At 61.1% G+C, this 20,851-nt stretch carries 21 protein-coding genes; 9 read left to right on the top strand and 12 right to left on the bottom strand.

Features of this window, described 5'->3' with window-relative positions; translation table 11 throughout:
• Positions 1–177: 177 nt before the first annotated feature.
• The 7 genes from DSM14862_RS21785 to pyrH all read right to left on the bottom strand — a co-directional run bounded on the left by DSM14862_RS21785 (position 178) and on the right by pyrH (position 6,030).
• Positions 178–303: a hypothetical protein gene (locus DSM14862_RS21785; RefSeq protein WP_007120426.1), complete on the bottom strand. Its 126-nt coding sequence runs from the start codon at positions 301–303 to the stop codon at positions 178–180.
• A 129-nt stretch (positions 304–432) separates the two neighbouring features.
• Entirely contained in the window at positions 433–1,776 is a 1,344-nt protein-coding gene (gene rseP, locus DSM14862_RS06625) for an RIP metalloprotease RseP (protein ID WP_113075729.1), read from the bottom strand.
• A 13-nt stretch (positions 1,777–1,789) separates the two neighbouring features.
• Complete coding sequence (dxr, locus tag DSM14862_RS06620) at positions 1,790–2,971, bottom strand: 1-deoxy-D-xylulose-5-phosphate reductoisomerase (protein ID WP_007120424.1); 1,182 nt, start codon at positions 2,969–2,971, stop codon at positions 1,790–1,792.
• A gap of 6 nt (positions 2,972–2,977) precedes the next feature.
• Positions 2,978–3,769, bottom strand: a complete 792-nt coding sequence (locus DSM14862_RS06615) for a phosphatidate cytidylyltransferase (RefSeq protein WP_007120423.1) — start codon at positions 3,767–3,769, stop codon at positions 2,978–2,980.
• An 11-nt stretch (positions 3,770–3,780) separates the two neighbouring features.
• Positions 3,781–4,518: a polyprenyl diphosphate synthase gene (gene uppS, locus DSM14862_RS06610; protein WP_007120422.1), complete on the bottom strand. Its 738-nt coding sequence runs from the start codon at positions 4,516–4,518 to the stop codon at positions 3,781–3,783.
• Between the two features lie 48 nt (positions 4,519–4,566).
• On the bottom strand, positions 4,567–5,133 hold the full coding sequence (frr, locus tag DSM14862_RS06605; protein WP_007120421.1) for a ribosome recycling factor: 567 nt from the start codon (positions 5,131–5,133) through the stop codon (positions 4,567–4,569).
• A 171-nt stretch (positions 5,134–5,304) separates the two neighbouring features.
• Positions 5,305–6,030 (bottom strand): UMP kinase, encoded by a 726-nt coding sequence (gene pyrH, locus DSM14862_RS06600; protein WP_007120420.1) that lies wholly within the window; start codon positions 6,028–6,030, stop codon positions 5,305–5,307.
• A 130-nt stretch (positions 6,031–6,160) separates the two neighbouring features.
• Between pyrH and miaA the strand changes: the two genes are divergently transcribed.
• The 5 genes from miaA to DSM14862_RS06575 all read left to right on the top strand — a co-directional run bounded on the left by miaA (position 6,161) and on the right by DSM14862_RS06575 (position 12,969).
• Positions 6,161–7,051: a tRNA (adenosine(37)-N6)-dimethylallyltransferase MiaA gene (miaA, locus tag DSM14862_RS06595; RefSeq protein ID WP_007120419.1), complete on the top strand. Its 891-nt coding sequence runs from the start codon at positions 6,161–6,163 to the stop codon at positions 7,049–7,051.
• Between the two features lie 100 nt (positions 7,052–7,151).
• Positions 7,152–7,928 (top strand): helix-turn-helix domain-containing protein, encoded by a 777-nt coding sequence (locus DSM14862_RS06590; protein ID WP_007120418.1) that lies wholly within the window; start codon positions 7,152–7,154, stop codon positions 7,926–7,928.
• A 320-nt stretch (positions 7,929–8,248) separates the two neighbouring features.
• A complete protein-coding gene (locus DSM14862_RS06585; protein WP_007120416.1) occupies positions 8,249–9,337 on the top strand; it encodes an ABC transporter permease in 1,089 nt (362 codons plus the stop codon).
• A 12-nt stretch (positions 9,338–9,349) separates the two neighbouring features.
• Positions 9,350–10,816 (top strand): ABC transporter permease, encoded by a 1,467-nt coding sequence (locus tag DSM14862_RS06580; RefSeq protein ID WP_007120415.1) that lies wholly within the window; start codon positions 9,350–9,352, stop codon positions 10,814–10,816.
• A gap of 62 nt (positions 10,817–10,878) precedes the next feature.
• Positions 10,879–12,969: a dipeptide ABC transporter ATP-binding protein gene (locus DSM14862_RS06575; protein ID WP_007120414.1), complete on the top strand. Its 2,091-nt coding sequence runs from the start codon at positions 10,879–10,881 to the stop codon at positions 12,967–12,969.
• A 101-nt stretch (positions 12,970–13,070) separates the two neighbouring features.
• On the opposite strand, the gene DSM14862_RS06570 is transcribed toward DSM14862_RS06575, so the two are convergent.
• A complete protein-coding gene (locus tag DSM14862_RS06570) occupies positions 13,071–13,598 on the bottom strand; it encodes a hypothetical protein (protein WP_007120413.1) in 528 nt (175 codons plus the stop codon).
• Between the two features lie 180 nt (positions 13,599–13,778).
• Complete coding sequence (locus tag DSM14862_RS06565; RefSeq protein ID WP_456154995.1) at positions 13,779–14,390, bottom strand: lytic transglycosylase domain-containing protein; 612 nt, start codon at positions 14,388–14,390, stop codon at positions 13,779–13,781.
• A 216-nt stretch (positions 14,391–14,606) separates the two neighbouring features.
• On the opposite strand from DSM14862_RS06565, the gene DSM14862_RS06560 reads away from it, so the two are divergent.
• Positions 14,607–15,143 carry a single-stranded DNA-binding protein gene (locus tag DSM14862_RS06560; protein WP_007120411.1) on the top strand — a complete coding sequence of 179 codons (537 nt, stop codon included), beginning with the start codon at positions 14,607–14,609 and terminating at the stop codon, positions 15,141–15,143.
• Between the two features lie 298 nt (positions 15,144–15,441).
• Here the strand turns inward: DSM14862_RS06560 and aroB are convergent, their stop codons facing one another.
• Both aroB and DSM14862_RS06550 read right to left on the bottom strand, forming a co-directional pair.
• A complete protein-coding gene (gene aroB / locus DSM14862_RS06555) occupies positions 15,442–16,557 on the bottom strand; it encodes a 3-dehydroquinate synthase (protein ID WP_007120410.1) in 1,116 nt (371 codons plus the stop codon).
• Positions 16,550–17,146 carry a shikimate kinase gene (locus tag DSM14862_RS06550; RefSeq protein WP_040701477.1) on the bottom strand — a complete coding sequence of 199 codons (597 nt, stop codon included), beginning with the start codon at positions 17,144–17,146 and terminating at the stop codon, positions 16,550–16,552. Before DSM14862_RS06550 ends, aroB begins: the two co-directional genes overlap by 8 nt.
• Positions 17,147–17,226: 80 nt before the next feature.
• On the opposite strand from DSM14862_RS06550, the gene DSM14862_RS06545 reads away from it, so the two are divergent.
• The 3 genes from DSM14862_RS06545 to DSM14862_RS06535 are packed head-to-tail and all read left to right on the top strand — an operon-like array spanning position 17,227 to position 20,008.
• Positions 17,227–17,376, top strand: a complete 150-nt coding sequence (locus DSM14862_RS06545) for a hypothetical protein (protein ID WP_007120408.1) — start codon at positions 17,227–17,229, stop codon at positions 17,374–17,376.
• 5 nt (positions 17,377–17,381) lie between these two features.
• Entirely contained in the window at positions 17,382–19,028 is a 1,647-nt protein-coding gene (locus DSM14862_RS06540) for a hypothetical protein (RefSeq protein ID WP_243254338.1), read from the top strand.
• Positions 19,025–20,008, top strand: coding sequence for a tyrosine recombinase (locus DSM14862_RS06535; RefSeq protein WP_007120406.1), 984 nt, complete (start codon positions 19,025–19,027; stop codon positions 20,006–20,008). The genes DSM14862_RS06540 and DSM14862_RS06535 overlap by 4 nt, the downstream gene beginning before the upstream one ends.
• Here DSM14862_RS06535 and DSM14862_RS06530 read toward each other — a convergent pair.
• Positions 19,945–20,775 (bottom strand): metallophosphoesterase family protein, encoded by an 831-nt coding sequence (locus DSM14862_RS06530; RefSeq protein WP_050770430.1) that lies wholly within the window; start codon positions 20,773–20,775, stop codon positions 19,945–19,947. The two genes, DSM14862_RS06535 and DSM14862_RS06530, sit on opposite strands and share 64 nt — an antisense overlap.
• Between the last annotated feature and the right edge of the window lie 76 nt (positions 20,776–20,851).

Raw genomic sequence — 20,851 nt, 5'->3', positions numbered from 1 at the left:
TCCCATTACACCGACCCGTTTTTTTACGACATTAATTGTCAACCTGACTACGCAGGTTAACGGGGTTTGTCAAAAGCAACGGAGGGAAAAATCTACCATATCATGCGGCAGGAAGCGCGAGAATGACAGCATACGCCAATAACGGACAGAACGGCCCGCCCTGGCAAAGCATTAAGATCAGAGAGAAGCGACAAAGGCGCCGGCAGAGAGGGCGGCACCAATGGCCGCCGCGAAAAGCGCGCGGTCCCAGTTCAGGTCCAGCAGCAGGCTCAGGCCGCGGTATGATCCTTGAATCACATGCATCTTCGGTTCCTTCTCATTGAGAAGAGATTTTACCCAAAGATTACGGCACGATTTTGTTCAATTGTGGCGATTTGAAGGCAATTTGCCCTGCCCCCCTTTGGGGCAAGGCGGTTGCATAGCGCGGCGCGCTTACGGACAGAACAGATCGTTCCCAAGCGCAAAGAGCATCAAGGTCAGCACCAGCGTGATGCCGATGGTCATCAAGACCCGCAGCGCGCCATCGCTGGGCGGTTTGCCGGTCACGGCCTCATAGGCGTAAAACACCAGATGCCCGCCATCCAAAGCCGGGATCGGGAAGAGGTTCAGCAGCCCGACCGCCGTGCTCAGCACCGCGATGAAATATATAAACGACTGCGCCCCTTGGCTTGCCATCGCGCCCGAGGTCTGGGCGATGCCCACCGGGCCGCTCAGGTTACAGGTGCTGATATTGCCCACGATCATCTCCCGCAGGCCCGACAGAGAGCCTGTGATGATCCGCCACGTGTTCTCCACGCCCGAGCCAAGCGCCTCGCCCACGCCGGGTGTTTCGGTTGCGGGCACAAAGGCCATGCCCCCGACGATGCCGATGCGCAGGTTTTGTTTAAAGCTGCCATCGGGCTGGGGCTCATCCGTGGCCTTGGGGACAAGGGTGAACTCCAAAGTTTCCCCGTCGCGCCAAACGGTCAACTGCTGCGCTGCACCTTCAGAGGCTTCCACCACTTCTTTCAGCTCACCAAAGGCCACGATCTCTTGGCCGTTGACGGCTGTAATCACATCGCCACCACGCAGCCCCGCTTCATGGGCCGCCGATTGTGGCGCGACATTGCTGACCAGCGGCGGCAAGAGATAAGGGCCGGGTACGGTCATTTCCGCATTATCGCGGGTGATATCATAGCTCAGCACCGCCTGCTGCGGCAGGTTCGTCAGAAAATTGCTATACCCTTCGCCCGCGGCCAATGACGGCACCGGCGTACCTTCGACTGCACGCAGCACATCGCCCGACTGCAGCTCATAGGCCGCATTCGGCAGATCACGCAGCTCGCCCACGGTCAGCGGGTCACGCGCGGTGCCTGCGGTCATCGCCACGGCGAAGAAGATAATGATCGACAGGGCGAAGTTGAACACCGGCCCTGCTGCCACGGTCAGCGCGCGGGCATAAAGCGGCGCGCCGTGCATCGTGTGGCGCAGCGCTTCGGGGTCTTCGGCCAGCGCCTGCATCGCGGTTTCATCCTTGCCCGATGCGGCATTGGAATCGCCCGCAAACTTCACATAGCCGCCAAAGGGCAGCAGCGCGAACTGCCAGCGCGTGCCGCGCTTGTCCATGCGCGAAAACAGCACCGGGCCGAAGCCGAGGCTAAATACATCCGCCTTGATCCCGGTCCAGCGGCCAACGATGTAATGGCCGTATTCGTGGATCGCCACGATCACCGAAAGCGCCACGACAAAGGCCAATATCGTCCAAATCAGCCCGCCGAACTCCGGCAAAAATCCCATGATGTCCAACGTGCTACCCTGCCCTTTTTAGAATTGCGGCCTTAGCAGCCTTACGTGCGAGATGGTCGGCTTTGCCCACCAGATCAAGTGTCATATCGTCGCTGCCCCGGCCCAAAGACGCGTCAGACGCGCGCGCGTCCAGAACCTCTTCGACGATCTCGGCCATTTGGGTAAAGCGCAACTGCCCGGCGATGAAGCCATCCAGCGCCACCTCCTTAGCCGCGTTAAACACCGCGCCCATAAGGCCGCCTGCCGCCATAACCTCCCGCGCGAGGCGCAGTGCGGGCCAGCGGGCGTCGTCAGGTGCGGTGAAATCGAAACGTCCGATCTTGGTCAGATCCAGCCGCTCCACCGGCAACGGTGCGCGCTGCGGGTGATGCAGCGCATAGCCGATCGCGTGGCGCATGTCAGGCGGTCCGACATGGGCCATCAACCCACCGTCGCAGAACCCCACCAGCGCATGGATCATCGACTGCGGATGCACCAGCACTTCAATAGCCTCGGGCGAGACGCCGAAAAACTCCCGCGTTTCAATGACTTCCATCGCTTTGTTAAACATCGAGGCCGAGTCGATGGTGATGCGCTGGCCCATGTCCCAGTTGGGATGGTTTGACGCCTGATCAAGTGTCGCATTGTGCAAGTCTTCGAGCGGCCAATCGCGAAACGCGCCGCCGCTGGCGGTGATGATGACGCGCTCAACGGCGGCCATATCCTCGCCCACCAGCGCTTGAAACACGGCGGAATGCTCGCTGTCGACCGGCAGAATGGTGGCGCCGTGACGCTCGGCCTCGCCCATGATCAGGGCACCGGCGCAGACCAGCGATTCCTTATTGGCCAGTGCCAGCGTGCCGCCTTGACGCAGGGCGGCCAGACCGGGCGCAAGCCCCGCGGCACCGATGATCGCAGACATCGTCCAATCCGCCGGACGCGATGCCGCCTCGGTAATCGCCTCTGCCCCAGCGGCGGCCTCAATCCCACTGCCGCTAAGCGCATCGCGCAGATCATCCAACAGGTCTTCGCGGGCGGTCACGGCCACTTCGGCGTTCAGCGCTTTCGCGTCCGTTGCCAGCTGCGCGATATTGCTGGCGCCGGTCAGCGCCACAACGTCATAGGCATCAGGCGCACGGCGGATCAGATCAATCGTGTTCTGACCGATGGACCCAGTGGCCCCCAGTATCGAAATTTTACGTGGCATATCGGGTTAATTAACGCCCGGAGGGAAGCCGATCAGCGGCCCTACAATCAGCAAAAAAACAGCAGCGCCCAGCATACCGTCGAAACGGTCCAGCAGACCGCCATGGCCCGGGATCAGGGCCGAGCTGTCTTTGACGCCCATCTTCCGTTTCATCCCCGATTCCGCCATATCGCCCATCTGCGAGGCCATCGACAGTGCGACCGAGATGCCAACAAGTTGTAGCCCAAAGCCGGTGTTGAACGAAAAGATCAGCCCGACCACAGCCGCCCCAACCCAGCCCGAGGCGGTGCCGGACCATGTTTTCTTGGGGCTGACCTTGGGCCAAAATTTCGGCCCGCCGATGGCACGGCCTGCAAAATAGCCGACCACATCGGTGACCACGACCACCAGTACCAGCCACATCAGCCAGCCAAACCCCATGTCATCGCGCAACTGGATCAGACCAAAGCCCGCCAGCAGGATCAGCGCGGTAAAACTCATGTAAAGCGTGCGGTTGGCACTCAACAGCGCGAACCCCAGAAGCGCTGGCGCCAGCAACAGCGGCAAGCCAAAGCCCACCGGCAGATAGACCGACGCCAGCACCGCCACGCCCGTGACCAGCCCAAGCTGCCAAGATTCCGCCTGCCCCGGCCCGCGTAGCATGCCGACCAATTCCCAGACCATCATGCCGCAGATCAAGGCCACCAGCAGATGAAACACCACACCGCCCAGCCAAATGCCCAGCAGGCCCACAAGGATCATGGCGCTGGCCGATAGCATCCGCGCCCGCAGGTCGGACCATTGTTCAGGTGATTTCATCGCAAGTCTCCTCAGGTCTTGACCGCACCGAACCGCCTGTCACGCCCGCCATAAGCGGCGCAAAGCCGGGCAAATTCCTCACGCGTGAAGTCCGGCCACAGCGTGTCGATAAACTCATATTCCGCATAGGCCGACTGCCACAGCAGAAAGTTCGAAATCCGCGCCTCGCCGCTGGTACGGATCACCAGGTCGGGGTCGGGTAGGACATGGGTATCGAGGTAGCGCGGCAGGGTCTCTTCGTCCACGCTATCGGGGTCAAGTTTGCCGCTGGCGACATCTTGGGCCAAACGATGCGTGGCGCGGGCCACCTCATCGCGGCCCCCGTAATTCAGTGCAATCGTCAGATTGATGCGGGTGTTATGCGCGGTGTGGTCCTCAAGCTCGCCCATCAGCTTGATGAGCTTGTCATCCAGCCGGTCGCGGTCCCCGATGAACCGAACCCGCGCGCCATATTCGCTGAGGCTGCGCATTTCCTTGGAAATATAGCGCCGAAACAGAGACATAAGACCCGCCACTTCGACCTGCGTGCGCTTCCAATTCTCGGTCGAGAAGGCAAAGATCGTCAGATACTCCACCCCCACGTCGGGGCAGGCCTCAACGATTTCGCGGACCCGTTTAGCACCGGCGTGGTGACCAAACAGCCGGGGCCGCCCGCGTTGGGTGGCCCAACGGCCATTGCCGTCCATGATGATCGCCACATGGCGTGGCCCGCCGGGAATTGTCTTGGGCTGAATGTCGGCGGTGCTCATGTCTCGACCTTTTCTTTCAAGTTCTATGTCCCTGCGCGAAAGCGCGGGTCAGACTTGCATGATCTCGGCCTGTTTCGTCTCAAGCTGGTCATCGATGAGGGTGATGAAGCGGTTTGTCAGGTCCTGCACTTCGCCTTCCCAAATCTTCTGGTCATCTTCGGACATCGCGCCGTCGTTCTTAGCCTTCTTGATCTGGTCCATCCCGTCGCGGCGGATGTTGCGGATCGAAACGCGGGCGTGCTCAGCATACTGGCCAGCAACCTTTGTCAGCTGGGTGCGGCGCTCTTCGTTCAGCTCAGGGATCGGCAGCATGATGATGGTGCCGTTGAGCTGCGGGTTGATGCCCAGACCGCTTTCGCGGATGGCTTTTTCAACCTTACCGACAAGACCTTTGTCCCAAACATTGATCGTCACCATGCGCGGCTCGGGCACGTTGACGGTGCCCACTTGGTTCACCGGGGTCATCTGGCCGTAGGCCTCAACCATCACCGGCTCCAGCATAGAGGCCGAGCCGCGGCCTGTGCGCAGCGATGCGAACTCGGTCCGAAGCGACGCAATTGCGCCGTTCATCCGCCGTTCAAGATCATCGGTATCGAGCATAAATTCGTCTGACATGGCGAGGCCTGCTTGTTGTTTCCTTGCGTTACGGCTTTCTAACGGTGGCGCGGCGCTTTCACAACTGCCCATTACTTCGCCACCATGCGCCAACCGCGACCCCAAGAGAGCCGCGGCGGCCTTAAGCGTATCGCCCCGCCGTAGGACGATCACCTGCGGTGCATTTTGCGTTTAGCCGACGCGGGTATAGGTGCCCTGCCCGGCCAAAATGCCTTGGAACCCGCCCGGCTCATCCAATGAGAAGACGATGATCGGCAGGTTGTTGTCGCGCGCCAATGCAATGGCAGAGGCGTCCATCACGCCAAGCCGCTTTTGCAGCACATCGTCATAGCTCACCGTGTCATAGCGTTTTGCATCGTCGAATTTCGCCGGGTCTTTGTCATAGACGCCATCGACCTTGGTGCCCTTAAAGATCGCCTCGCAAGACATCTCATTGGCGCGCAGGGTCGCGGCGGTGTCGGTGGTGAAATAGGGGTTCCCGGTGCCTGCGGCAAAGATGCAAACGCGCTTCTTCTCAAGGTGGCGCACGGCGCGGCGGCGGATGTAAGGCTCGGCCACTTCGTTCATCGTGATGGCCGAGATCACCCGTGTGTGGATGCCCAGACCCTCAAGCGCCGATTGCATCGCCAGCGCGTTCATCACCGTGGCAAGCATGCCCATATAATCCGCCGTGGTCCGCTCCATCCCCTGTGCGGAGCCTTGCAGCCCGCGGAAGATATTGCCGCCGCCGATGACCATGCAGATCTCAACGCCAAGCGAATGTACGGTTTGCACTTCGCGGGCGATGCGCTCAACGGTTGGCGGATGCAGGCCGTAGCCGAGGTCACCCATCAGCGCCTCCCCGGAAATCTTCAGCATCACGCGGTTAAAGGAGACTTGGGGGGTGTCTTGGGACATCGGGCACACCTTATTGTTTCACCAACCGGGGGAGATTTGAGCCTTGCGGCGGTGAAGGGTTTTCAATTCGCGCCAAAATGTCGCAAATACGTCCAAGGTTCAATGCGAGACGTAAGGAAGACGCAAAGAAATGCCGGATATTCCCAAGGCCCAGATGGACGCGCTGCTGCAAGGGCTGCCGCCCGAGCGCCCGGTGCTGATCGCCGGGCCGACCGCCAGCGGCAAATCCGCCCTTGCGCTGGCCATCGCCGAGTCACAGGGCGGTGTGATCGTCAACGCCGATGCCAGTCAGGTCTATGAGCCTTTGCGCATCATCAGCGCCCGCCCCTCAGCCGAGGAAGAAGCCCGCGCACCGCATCTGCTCTATGGCCATCTGGCGGAGGATGCGCCCTATTCCACCGGCCATTGGCTGCGGGAGGTTGCCCCCCTGCTCAGCGGCAATCAGCGGGTGATCATCACCGGCGGCACCGGGCTTTATTTCTCGGCTCTGACTCAAGGCTTGGCCGAGATACCGGAGACTTCGCCCGAGGTGCGCGCCCAGGGCGATGAAATGGCGCTTGAGGACTTGCTGTTGCAGCTCGATGGCGACACCGCCGCAGGCATCGACCCGCGCAACCGCGCGCGGGTGCAGCGTGCTTGGGAGGTCTGGCAGGCCACTGGCCGCGGCCTGTCGGACTGGCAGCGCGATACTGGCGCGCCGCTTCTGCCGCTCGAAGAATGTTTGCCGATCGTATTTGATGTTGAGCGCGATTGGCTCAACGCCCGCATCGCACAGCGCTTTGACATAATGCTAGCGCAAGGCGCACTTGAGGAAGTCGCCGCCCTGCGCCCGCGCTATGATCCATCGCGCCCCGCCCATCGCGCGATTGGCGTGCCGGAACTGATCCGCTACATTGATGGCGACTGGCCGCTTCACCGCGCCCGCGAAGCCGCCGTAGTTGCAACGCGCCAGTTCGCCAAACGTCAGCGCACTTGGATGCGTAGCAAAATGGCAGACTGGCAGCGCGTGACGCCAAAATAGGGTTTGGCCTGCTCGCCACCCTTGCAAAATAGCAATCATCGGATAGCATATTGTTAAAGAATGGCCCCGTGGGGTTTTCAATTCTCAACGATAGGTGCCTGTGCAACAGCCGCAGATACAGCTTCTCACTCTGGCGCAGCTTTCCGCTGGGCAGGAGTGGCGGCTATCCCTTGCCCATGACCGCGACCACCATCTTTTGATCTGGATCACCCGTGGTCAGGGTCGGCTTTTGCTTGACGGGCAGCGCCGGGGTTTGGGCGCCTATAATGCGCTTTGGATACCGGCGCGGTCGCTCTTTGCGATGGAGCTGGGCTTTCAATGTGTGGGCCATGCTGTCGTTATTCCCGAAAACACGGGCCTGTGCCTGCCGGACAGCCCGCGTCAGTTGCGGATACGCGAGGTGCAGGCGCAATCCGAACTCTCGGCCTTGATCGAACTTGCCCAACGCGAAGTGCATCACGGCCGCCCCCTCCAACAAGACGCGCTCAAAGCGCAGGCGGCTTTGATGTCAGTCTGGCTGCGCCGCCAGATCATGCTAGAGGACCATATCACCCAACGGCCCAACGCGGGCGCAAGGCTCAGCGCGCGGTTCTGCGCCCTGCTCGCCCAGCGCCATCCAAAGGGTGGAAGCATGGCCGATCACGCGGCAGAATTGGGCGTGACCCCCACCCACCTTACCCGCGCGGTCAAATCCGCCACTGGAAAATCCGCCGCCGACCTGCTTCACGAACGCAGTTGCCATGCCGCCCGGCGGCTGTTGGGAGAGACCGATCAAACCGCTGCAGCAATCGCCGCGTATCTGGGCTTTGGCTCTGCCGCCTACTTCACCCGTTTCATGCAACAGCACAGTGGGCTGCCGCCTAGCAAACTGCGCTAATAGCACCTAAGTGTGCGGAAAGTGTCGCTTTCAGACCAAAAGCATGTCGCAAAAACTCTACCAAGTGCGGCCACGAAATGTTGACGCGCGACGAGTTTCCATGCCTCATGGCCGAACTGATCTGCAAACCTGCGGTCATACCAACGCGCAACGCCGTGTAACGGGCCTTGTCTTAGCACCATCATGGCTTAGTTCACCGAAACGGCAAAAATCTGCGCAAACAGAACCGGCGCTGTCATGGCGCCGCACAAATCAAAAAAGGCCGCAAAAGGCCGCATCGTCGGGCCAAGTCACCGCCCGACCCTGCTACAGGGGACCACATGGGACTATTTATTTTGCGCCGGCTGGGTGTGATGTTGCTGACGGCACTGTGTCTGACGTTCATCGTATTCTGGCTGACCAATCTCTATCCGAACCTCGAAAAACTCGCCAAAACCCAAGGCAACTTCCGCATGTCGGACGAGGCCGTTGCCAGCTATCTCGAAGATCGCGGCTATCTGCAGCCCACGGTCGATAAGTTTGGCGAATGGCTTGGCGTGCTGCCCGGTTGGGTCACGACGGGTGAAACGCCGGATGAAACCTTTGGTCGCTGTTTTGCCGCTGGCACCCCTGCAGAGGATCGCCCCACCCGCTGCGGCATCCTGCAAGGCGATTGGGGATTTTCCACCGTCTTCAAAGAACCCGTGGGCGAAACCGTCCTGACCCGTCTCGCACTGACGGGCAAGCTGATGTTCTGGGTGCTGATGCTGATGGTCCCCTCGGCGCTGATCGTTGGCGTTTTGGCGGGGATGCGTGAGGGCAGCAAGCTGGACCGCTCGCTCTCGACCTTTTCCATCGCCACCACGGCGACGCCTGAGTATGTCTCGGGGGTGATCTTCATCGCTGTGTTGGCCTCTTCGCGCTTTGGCCTGTCGCCGCTCTTGGCAGAGTGGGGTTGGATCGATAGCAAGACGCTCTTTCTGGGCTCCGCAACCTCAGCCATGAAAGACGCCAACTTCTGGAATTTCTTCCTGCCGGTGCTGACCATCTCGCTCTATGGCATGGGCTATATCGCGCGGATGACGCGGGCTTCGATGACCGAGGTGATGACTGCGCAATACATCCGCACCGCGCGTCTGAAGGGGGTCAAGTTCTCTGAAATCGTGCTGAAACACGCGCTGCGCAACGCGCTGATTGCACCCTTTACCGTCATCATGCTGCAAATCCCATGGCTGCTGAACGGTGTGGTGATCGTTGAGACCTTGTTCAACTACAAGGGCTTCGGTTGGCTTCTGGTACAGGCGGCGGCCAACAATGACATCGAACTGCTGCTCGCGGTCTCGGTCGTGTCGGTGATCGTCGTTCTTGTGACGCAGCTGATCTCAGATATCGGCTACGTCTTCCTCAACCCGCGCATTCGCATTTCTTGAGGGAGCATGGACATGGAACAACTGACATGGACCGGGTCTCTTGCGGGGCTCAATATCATCTTCCTCGGCCTTTGCGTTATGCTGGCCTTGGCTGTCGCGGCGCAGATCGTCGTTTCCTTCCTGCCGGCCATTGACGCGCAGGAGATCAACCCCGATGGCACCGTCGCCCGACGTGGCGGGCTGGCGGGCGGGTTGAACCGCGCGGTAATCCTGCTTTTCGCGCTGCTGGTGCTGGTGCTGCTGATCTATATCATTGCGGGAGCCTTCATGGGGCCGCAGGCGGGTATCTTTGGGGGCATGTCACAGCAAATGCTGCCGGTCTGGATCGCGCTGATCCTCACCTTTGCCGTCTCTATCCACTTTAAGCGCCGCCTTGGCCTCTATGGCAAGCTCTTCGACAGTACCGTGGGCATGATCGGCTTTGCCATCGTGATGTTCTGGGTCTTTACTGGCATTTTCGGTGGCCTTTTCGATCTATTGGTAACGCACGACAGCCTCAGCCAAACCTCGGGAATGAAGAACAAGCTGCCCGGCACCCCGCTGCGCAGCCCCGACGATGGCGAATACCCGTGGTTCCTTTTGGGCGGTGATAACCTTGCGCGCGACGTTTTCTCGCGGTTGATCAAAGGCTCTTGGGTTGTGGTGCAAATCGCACCATTGGCGACGCTCTTTGCCTTTATGGTCGGGATCACGCTGGGCCTGCCGGCGGGCTACTACGGCGGTCGGCTCGATACGATCCTTAGCTTTCTGGCAAACCTGATCCTCGCCTTCCCGGTGATCTTGCTGTTCTACCTGCTGGTGACACCCGAAATCGTGCTCACCGGCATTCCGAACTATATGGCAGTGTTCCTGTTCATCTTCCCGCTGATCTTCCTCGCGGTGCTGCTGAACTCGCGCTATTACACGCAGCCGTCCTTCCGCACACCGCTGTTGATCGTGGTGCTGGGTATTGTCGGCTGGCTGTACCTATCGCTGGTGTCCACCGACGGCGCGATCGTCGCCACAGGTACCTACCGCATCCCCGGCCTACCCAGCATGATTGACCTTTTTGACATCGACGCGGGTGTGCTGGTGGTCTTTGTCTCGGTGGTCTTCGTGAATTCGCCCACAGTGTTCCGCATCGTGCGCGGCCTCGCGCTGGATATCAAAACGCGCGACTATGTCGCCGCCGCTCAGACCCGTGGCGAAGGCCCGTGGTACATCATGCTGTGGGAAATCCTGCCCAACGCCCGTGGCCCGCTGATCGTCGATTTCTGTCTGCGCATCGGCTATACCACCATCCTTTTGGGCACCCTGGGTTTCTTCGGCCTTGGGTTGGAAAGCGAAAGCCCGGATTGGGGCAGCACGATCAACGCAGGCCGCCGCCTACTGTCGCTTTATCCGCATGCGGCCATCGCGCCCGCGCTGGCGCTTTTGAGCCTTGTGCTGGGTCTGAACCTGCTGGCCGATGGCCTGCGTGAAGAAAGCTTGCGCGACTAAGAAACGTCATCCGGGGGTGTTTCCCCCGGACCCTCTTTGATCCCCCCGACTGGGAGAGACATATGCCAAAAACTGATTACGATGGACCCATTCTTGAGATCAACAATCTCTCGATCTCCTTCTTCACCCGCCTACGAGAAATCCCCGCAGTGATGGATTTCTCAGTCGTCGTCCAACCGGGCGAAGCCGTGGGGCTGGTGGGTGAAAGCGGCTGTGGCAAATCCACGGTCGCGCTGGGCGTGATGCAGGATTTGGGCCGCAATGGCCGCATCGTCGGCGGCTCGATCAAGTTCAAAGGCCGCGATCTGAGCACGATGAGCGCCGAGGAACTGCGCGACATCCGTGGCAGTGAAATCGCCATGATCTACCAAGAGCCGATGGCCAGCCTGAACCCCGCCATGCGGATCGGCAAACAGTTGATGGAAGTGCCGATGATCCACGCGGGCATGAGCGAGAAAGAAGCCCATGCGCGGGCCTTGCAGGTGGTCACGGATGTCAAACTCCCTGACCCTGAGCGCATTCTGAAGGCTTATCCGCACCAGCTTTCCGGTGGGCAGCAACAGCGCATCGTCATCGCTATGGCGCTGATGTCCGAACCCTCGCTTCTGATCCTAGATGAGCCGACCACCGCGCTTGATGTGACCGTCGAAGCGGCGGTTGTGGACCTGGTCAAGGATCTGGGCAAAAAATACGGCACCTCGATGCTGTTCATCTCCCACAACCTCGGGCTGGTGCTGGAAACCTGCGACCGCATCTGTGTGATGTACTCCGGCGAGGCGGTGGAGAAAGGCTCCATCCACGATGTCTTTGACGAGATGCAGCACCCCTATACGCAGGCGCTGTTCCGCTCCATCCCGCTGCCCGGTGCCGACAAAAACGCGCGCCCCCTCGTTGCCATTCCCGGCAACTTCCCCCTGCCTCATGAGCGCCCGCCCGGCTGTAACTTTGGCCCCCGCTGCGATTATTTCGTGCCGGGCCGCTGCGACGCTGCGCCGATCCCGATGGACGCCGTCCCCGGCAACGATCGGCATGAGACCCGCTGCATCCGTTTCCATGAGATCGACTGGCAGGCACCGCTGGAACTGGCCGAGGTCAAGGAAAAGGGCGACGTGGGTGAAGTCGTCCTTAAGATGGATAGGCTCAAGAAATACTATCAGGTCGCGGCCAACGCCATGTTCGGGGGCGGCAATACCAAGGTGGTGAAAGCCAACGAATCCTTAAGTTTCGAAGCTCATGAGAGTGAGACGCTGGCCATCGTCGGTGAGTCGGGCTGCGGTAAGTCTACCTTTGCCAAGGTGTTGATGGGGTTGGAGACGGCGACCGAAGGGCACATCTATCTCGACGGCAAAGACATCGGTGGCGTGCCCATCGACAAGCGCACGACCAAGAATGTTGCTGATGTGCAGATGGTGTTCCAAAACCCTTTCGACACGCTCAACCCTTCAATGACCGTCGGGCGGCAGATCATCCGCGCGCTGGAAATTTTCCGCATCGGTAAGAACGAGAAAGAGCGCAAGCAGCGCATGCTGGAACTGCTCGATCTGGTGAAGCTGCCGCGCGAATTCGCAACCCGTATGCCGCGCCAGCTCTCTGGTGGGCAGAAACAACGCGTCGGCATTGCCCGCGCCTTTGCCGGGGACGCGCGGATCGTCGTGGCGGATGAGCCGGTCTCGGCGCTTGATGTCTCGGTACAGGCGGCGGTGACAGACCTGTTGATGGAGATTCAGCGCGAACAGAAAACGACGCTCTTGTTCATCAGCCATGACCTGTCGATCGTGCGCTATCTGTCGGACCGGGTGATGGTGATGTATCTCGGCCATGTGGTTGAACTTGGCACCACCGATCAGGTCTTCTCGCCCCCCTATCATCCCTATACCGAAGCGCTGCTCAGCGCCGTGCCGATTGCCGATACCAAGGTGAAGAAAAAGCATATCGTGCTGGAGGGTGAGGTGCCTTCGGCGATGAACCCGCCCCCCGGGTGCCCGTTCCAGACCCGTTGCCGTTGGAAATCCCAGGTGCCCGGCGATCTGTGCGAGCGTGAGGTGCCGCCGATGGTCACGATGGCCGATGGGCATCAGATCAAATGTCACCTCTCTGCCCAGCAATTCGCTGAAATGGAGCCGGTGATTGAGGTCGACACCGCAGCGGAGTAGACATCAAAAAGGCGCGGCTCCAAAGAACCGCGCCTTTTCACTCAGGCCGACATAGGGGGGGGAACGGCCTGAGGTGGTGCCAGCGTGCGTACTGCCCAGATTTATGGATCGACAGGCGAACCCGCTGTGTTCACATTCGCCAAACCTTCGGCCACGACATCGGCAAAGGTCGACACAAGCGCCACGTAGAATTCGGTCTCTGTCGGCTGCACGTTGACATAGCCTTCGGGTGCGATTTCATCACCGCTATAGGCCGAAATCATTACTGGAAAGCTTAGGCCAGCATTGTCGCCAGTTGGGCTTGTGATATCAACAACACCTTCCAACTGGTTGAATTCTTTGCTGTCTGGCAGCATGGTTGACCCATTGAGTGCAATCTTGCGGATGTCGATTTTGATCTGCGGGTCCGCACCATCGCTGCTCAGTGGCACGCGCTGTGCGACTTCGGCGCGCAGGTCTTCTTCCAGATCAGGATAGAAATCCATGCCGTTGCTCTCTGTGGAGGCGGTGACTGAGGATTCAACGTCGATCTTCGAGACCATGATTTTCTCAGCCGCAAAAGCAGAACCACTCAGGGCGATTGCGCTTACGCCGGCGGCAAGGGCGATCTTTTTCATATTCGTGAACATATTGTTCTCCTACGATCTTTTCCGTCTCTGCTGCGGGCCAATCCCGCTGCAAGAGGTTCTGATCAGAGAACACCACAAATGCCTCGGTGGTTCCCGAGGGTGCCGTCTATGCGTGCCTAGATAGGCGCCATCCGGCTGAAAAGCCGTCAAACGCGCGGCAATCGCGCTTATCGTAAAGGTCTAACTGCCAGAGATAACTTTGACGTAATTGCGCGTTTCTTGGTAGGGCGGCACGCCGCCGTATTTCTTCACAGCACCCGGACCGGCGTTGTAGGCGGCCAATGCAAGCTCCCAACTGCCAAAGGCACGGTACTGCATTTTTAGATAGCGCGCCCCGCCTTCAAGGTTTTGTGCCGGGTCGGTCGGATCAACACGCAACGCGCGTGCGGTTTGCGGCATCAACTGCGCCAGCCCCATCGCCCCCTTGTGCGACAAAGCTTTGGGGTTCCACCCGCTCTCCTGCTGAACCAGCCTTAAAAACAAATCAACCGGGATACCGTGGCGCGTTGCCGCATCGCTGGCTGCGCCAAGGTAGGCGCCTTTGTAAGAACCGTTAGACTTTGGCACGTCCCATTTCGTTGGAGTGACAACCTTGGGCGGTTGCAGACGCACAGAGGCCGAATACTGCTTGGAAGCGCGGTTATCGAGGATGTTTTTCTGCGAGGCAAATAACCCCGCGCGGCTCTTGGAAGCGAACATATCAGCAGCGGCTGGCGCCGCGCCCATTGCGATCATCCCAACTGACGCCAAACCTACCGCGGCCAAACTGGCCACAAGTCCTGTCTTTCGCATCTACCTGCCCCCTGCCGTTGCATCGGACGCAGTATACCTAAAACCGCGCCGCGCGCTAGACCCGCATCACCACCAGCTTGAAGGCGCACAAGGATGCGCGCGCAGATGGGAATGCCGGTGTCATCCGGCGGATAACCACGATATAAACAGCCGAATTGGGCGCGGTCGGATTCGCGCCCTGAGCAATGACACAGCAATGATAAACGAGGGGGCAAGATGGCCGGCTCAGTGAACAAAGTGATCCTAATCGGCAACCTCGGGCGCGACCCCGAGGTGCGCAGCTTCCAGAACGGCGGCAAAGTGTGCAACCTGCGCATCGCGACTTCCGAGACATGGAAAGACCGCAACACCGGTGAGCGCAAGGAAAAGACCGAATGGCATTCGGTGGCGATCTTCCAAGAAGGTCTGGTGCGCATCGCCGAACAGTACCTCAAGAAGGGCTCAAAGGTTTATATCGAAGGCCAGTTGCAGACCCGTAAGTGGCAGGACCAGTCCGGTGCAGACCGCTACAGCACCGAAGTCGTGCTGCAGGGCTTTGGCGGCACGCTGACCATGCTCGACGGTCCCGGCGGCGGCTCGGGCGGCGGCGGCGGTGGCGGCGGCTACGGTGGTGGCGGCGGTGGCAATGACTACGGCGGCGGCTATGACAGCGGCCCCTCCTCGCAAGGCGGCGGTGGCAACGACTACGGCAGCGGCGGTGGTGGTGGCGGTGGCGGCGGTAGCCGAGACCTCGACGACGAAATCCCGTTCTAAGCCAACAAGTGCAGAACATTCGGCGGGGCGCTGTTGCGCCCTGCCCACCCTCTGCGGCCGCTGGCGTTATCCGCGCTTAACCTTGCCGCAATAGAACCCTCTCCATCGCGATACCCGCCGGGCAGTTATATGTTCGGCACTAGGATCAGAGGCTCCAGCTAGGGGCCATGTCGAGGCGTTCAGACATGCAGGGTGACGCCTGTCTCACACATCCGATTTGGTGGCGCCGCCCTTTTTAAACGGCCCCGAAACCAAACAGATCAGACGATAGGAACCGCCGGGCCATGCCCGCTGCGGATCACTGTCGCGCGGCTAATGCGTCGCGCAGCAGGGTCAGCACGTCGGCGTTGTCGACCTCAGCGCCGGCAAACGCCTGTCCGATGCCCCGCGCCAGAACAAAGCGCAACCGGCCATCGACCACCTTCTTGTCCTGCCCCATGAGCCGCAGCAATTCTTCGGCGTTCGGCAAATCACCGGGAATGTCACGCAGGTCGGTCTTCATCCCCATCTGCGCCAAATGCGCACGCAACCGGCTTGGGTCTTCTTGCGGGCACAGCCCCAGCCGCGCCGAGAGTTCAAAGGCCAGCGCACAGCCGATCGCCACGCCTTCGCCATGCAGTAGACGATCAGAGTAGCCCGTCGCCGCCTCCAGCGCATGGCCGAACGTATGGCCAAGGTTCAACAGCGCGCGGTCGCCTTGCTCTGTCTCGTCGCGCTGAACAATGTCCGCCTTCATTTGCACTGAATGGCGCACCGCCTCGACCCGCGCGGCCATATCGCCTGCCGCCATTGCCGGGCCTTGCGCCTCGAGCCAATCAAAGAAACCAGCGTCGCCCAGCAGCCCGTATTTGACCACTTCGCCATAGCCCGCCAGAAAATCGCGGTCGGCCATGGTGCTCAGCACCTCGGTATCTGCCAAGACAAGGCTCGGCTGGTGGAAAGCGCCGATCAGATTTTTGCCTTGTCGCGCGTTGATGCCGGTCTTGCCGCCCACAGAACTGTCGACCTGCGCCAACAGCGACGTGGGGATCTGCACAAACCGCACCCCGCGGCGCAACACGGCGGCGGCAAACCCCACCAGATCGCCGATCACCCCGCCGCCAAAGGCCACGACGATATCGCCGCGCTCAACCTGCGCATCCAACAACCAGTCAACGCAGCGTTGCAGGTTTTCCCAATCCTTGGTGCCTTCGCCCGGCGCCAGTTCCAGCGCCGACATCTCAATGCCTCCGGCTGCCAGCCCTTCGCGCAGGGTCTCTAGATGCAGCGCAGCAACACGGCTTTCGGTGATGACCGCCACACGCTTGCGGCGCAGCAAGGGTGCGATGAGCGTACCGGCCTCCGCCAGCAGCCCCGGCCCGATTACTACATCATACTCGCGCCCCGGCAGGGCGACAGAAACCGTCTCACGCATCCAACTTCTCCAAAACGTCAGGCCGGGTCAGCAGCTTGTCGATCACCCGATTGGCCATCGCATCAATCGACAGACGCGGATCGCAGCGCACCGACAGGTCCGCAAGCCGGTAAAGCGGCACCCGGTCGCGATAAAGCGCGCCAAGCGTGGCCTTGGGGTCTGCCGTGCGCAACAGCGGGCGGCTGTCTTTATAGCGCACCCGGTTCCACAACAGATCCAGATCCGCATCCAACCAAAGCGCCACACCATAGGCCGCGATATTGTCGCGGTTCACCTCGGCCAAAAACGCGCCGCCCCCCGTGGAAAGGATGCAACGTTCCTCGGCCAATAGCCGGGCGATCACCTCGGTCTCACGCTTGCGAAAGAACGGCTCGCCATCACGGGTAAAGATTTCCGGCACGCTGAGATTGGCGGCCGCCTCAATCTCAGCATCGCTGTCCAAAAAGGGCGCGCCGAGTTTGGCAGAGACCGCACGCCCCACCGCCGTCTTGCCCGCCCCCATCATGCCAACCAGCGCCACCGTCTTGTTCAGACGGTAACGGGGCGGCGTTTCTTCGCCATCGGTCATGCTGTGCTTAATTCCGCTCATTTTCCTTTGAATGACGTGATCTTGCCCAAAAGGCCATATATAGTTTGGCAAAATAGCAGAATTTCGGGCAGGCATGGTTCATGGGTAAACTTTTTAAGCTTTTGATATTTCTATTAATTGTCGGATTTATCGGGCTGGTGGGCTATGCCTATGTCGGTCCTTTCTTTGGCGTGGATTTTTCGCCTGAGCAAATCGAGACTCGCCAGCCTGTTACACTGACCGCGGATTGAACGGGGTGGCAACCGCCCGAACAAAACGCGGCTGGGCCGTCTGTGCTGCGTTGGTCTGCTCAGTCAGTGCCAGCGCCCTGCTGGCTGAATCCGCCGAAGACCGCGATCTGGGCCGCGAATCGCGCAAAGAACGCGCGGCAGAGCAATTGCCCCCCGCGGCCAATGACCAACCACTTTCGGTGATCGACTGGCTCGGCGCGCAATCCCCGCCCGAAAACCGCCCCAAACGCCCGCCAAACCCAGGCCGGGCAGAGGAACCCCCAGTCGCCAAAACCGCCCTTGCGCCTAAGGTGCAGGTCACCCCGCTTGGCGATGGTGCGCCGCGCCGGATCGGGTTGGTGCCCGGATCGGTCACCGGGCTGCGCGGGGATATCTGGCTGGGCAGCGACACCGCCGCGCTGATTGACCGCATCCGCGGCCTGCCTGACCTGCATCTACCTGCCGCCCAAGCGCTGCTCTACACCGTGCTTCTGGCCGAAGCGCAGGCCCCGCAGGGCGAGGCGCGCAATGGCGATGAACTGGCCTTGGCGCGGGGGCAAAAGCTGATGGAGTTGGGCGCGCTTGATCCGGCTCTGTCGCTGATTGAACAGGCCGGGGTCACCACCTCGACCGCGCATTTTGACCTCTGGATGCAGCTTTCCCTGCTGACCGGCACCGAACACCGTGTTTGCGAACGCCTTGTGAAAGCGCCGCATCTGACCCGCGACTATGGCACGCGCATCTTCTGCAACGCCCGCGCCGGCAATTGGGAGAACGCGGCTCTGACCTTTGGCTCGGCCCAAGCACTTGGCCTATTGCCGCAAGAGCAGCTTGAACTCTTTGATCGTTTTCTGAACCCCGATTTCTACGAAGGGGCTGAACCGCTGCGCGTGCCCCGGCAGATGGACCCGATGACCTTCCGTCTGTTTGAAACTATCGGAGAGCCCCTCCCCTCCAGCATCCTGCCCCGCGCCTATGCGGTGGCCGATCTTCGCGACATCGCCGGGTGGAAAGCCCAGCTTGAAGCCGCCGAACGGCTCACCCGCGCGGGCGCTTTGCCCGACAACCTGTTGTTGGGCCTTTATACCGACAGGCAGCCCGCCGCATCAGGGGGGATATGGGACCGTGTCGCCGCCTTGCAGCGGTTTGAAACCGCCCTGCGCAGCAGCAGCGCCGAAGCGGTCGCCAAGACCTTGCCCCCTGCATGGGAGGCCATGCGCGAAGCCTCGTTGGAGGTTGCGTTCGCCACGCTCTTTGCCGAACCCCTTTCGACCATCCCGCTGGCGGGCCATACCGCCACATTGGCGCGGGATATAGCACTGCTTTCTCCGAACTATGAGGCCGCTGCCGCACGTGTGCTTGGCAAATCGCGCGAAGACGAATTGCTACGCGCCGTGGCGCGCGGCGAAGCCCCCGCTGGTCCGGCCCCCGAAGCGCCTTTGGCCGCTGCGGTCCATGATGCATTTACCAACCCCGCCCCGCGTGCCGATCTGATGACGCTGGCGCGGGACAAAGAGTTGGGCTTGGCGATTTTGCGCCTGCTCTCGCTTTTGCATGACGGGGCGAGTGGTGACACATCAGCGCTCCGCGACGCCCTAGCCACCCTGCGCGCCCTTGGGCTGGAAGACACCGCCCGCCGTGCCGCCTTGCAGATTGTTTTGCTTCAGCAATGATGATGTCCCACACCCAGACCTTCCACTGGATCTCTAGCTTTCTAGAGGCCGCCGCCGCCGAACAGGGGGCAGCCACCAACACGCAGCTTGCCTATGGCCGTGATCTCAAGGATTTCGACGCCTTTCTGGCGCGTCAAAACCACGATTTCCTCACGGCGAGCCGGGGCGAAGTTGAGGATTACCTCGTTTATTGCGATGCCCAAGGGCTCGCCAAGTCCACCCGCGCGCGACGTCTGTCGGCGATCAAACAGCTCTACCGCTTTGCCTTTGAAGAGGGGCTGCGCGAGGATAACCCGGCGGTACAAATTGCCGGGCCGGGGCAGGATAGACGCCTGCCAAAGATCCTGTCCGAAGAAGAGGTTGACCGGCTGCTGGATGCCGCGCGCAACTCAGGCCGGGCCCTGGCCGATCAGCTGCGCAACACCTGCTTGATGGAACTGCTTTACGCCACCGGTATGCGGGTCAGCGAATTGGTCAGCCTGCCGGTCAGCGCCGCGCGCGGCGACCCGCGCCTGCTACTGATCTCGGGCAAGGGCGGACGGGAGCGGCTGGTGCCCCTGTCGGAACCCGCACGTGATGCACTGGCGGCGTGGCTGGTGGTGCGCGACAAGGCGGATGAAGCGGCCCAAGCCAAGGGCAAACCGCCTGCGCGGCACCTCTTCCCCTCACGCGGGGTGATGGGCCATCTGACGCGGCATCGATTTTATCTGCTGATCAAGGAATTCGCCGTAACCGGCGGTGTGCCGCCAGAAAAAGTGACACCGCACACGCTGCGCCACGCCTTTGCGACGCATCTACTGGCCAATGGGGCCGACCTACGCGCGATCCAGACCATGCTGGGCCACGCCGATGTCGCCACGACCGAGATCTACACCCATGTGCTGGAAGAGCGCCTCTCCGACCTCGTGCTGGAGCGTCACCCTCTGGCCAAGGACGGCACCCGCAAACCGGGCGGCAGCACGTCCTCCGACGGCCAATAACCGCTCTGCAGCGCGTGCGAATAGGCGCGCGGCAGACCGGCCCTTTCCATGTCTGCCACCGCCCCAGCCACGTCATAGCTGAGCCGGTGGAAGGTCACCTCGCCCCCGTCCAACAACGCGAACCGCGATTGCTGCCCCCCGTCATGGGGTGGCATGCCAATCACGCCCGCATTAATCCAGCGCCCGCGCGGCGTCTCGCGGATAAAGGGCAATCCCGAATGCCCGGCAATGATGTGATCAACCGGACCCACGATCTTCTCAAGCGCCTGCCACTCCTCCTCGAACACCGCCTCCGCACTCTCGGACCAGATGAACCGCGCCACATCGCGCACCCCGCCGTGGATCACGCCATAGCGTTCCCCCTGATGGCCGAAGGTGGCCACATCCGGCAGCGCCCCCATCCACGCCTTCGCATCCGCGTCCAACCGCTGCGATGCATGGGCAAACCACGCGCCCGACAGCATGTCGCACCTGCTGCCCGGCGCAAAACCGCAGCCGCAGTCCTCGGCCCCGCTGGCCAGTTGCAGCTCACAATTCCCCGCCACCACGGCACAGCCAAGCGCACGGATCGCCGACACGCTCTCGCGAGGCGCGCCGCAATAGGCCACAATGTCGCCGGTGCAGATCATCGTGCTGCCGTCAATGCCACGTGCCTTGGCAAAACGCGCCAGCGCCTCCACCGCCTGTATGTTCGAGTACGGCCCGCCGAACAGCAGAACCGGGCCATCCAGTGTCCCAAGGTCCGCGCTCTTGATTTCCGCCTGCATCACACCACCCTGCCCGTTGCGACCCTTGAATGACGCAGCCCCTGCGCCCATAACATTCGCAACACATAATGGATGG

Source organism: Sulfitobacter indolifex (assembly GCF_022788655.1).
GTDB lineage: Bacteria > Pseudomonadota > Alphaproteobacteria > Rhodobacterales > Rhodobacteraceae > Sulfitobacter > Sulfitobacter indolifex.
This window is presented reverse-complemented; position numbering and strand designations above follow the sequence as displayed.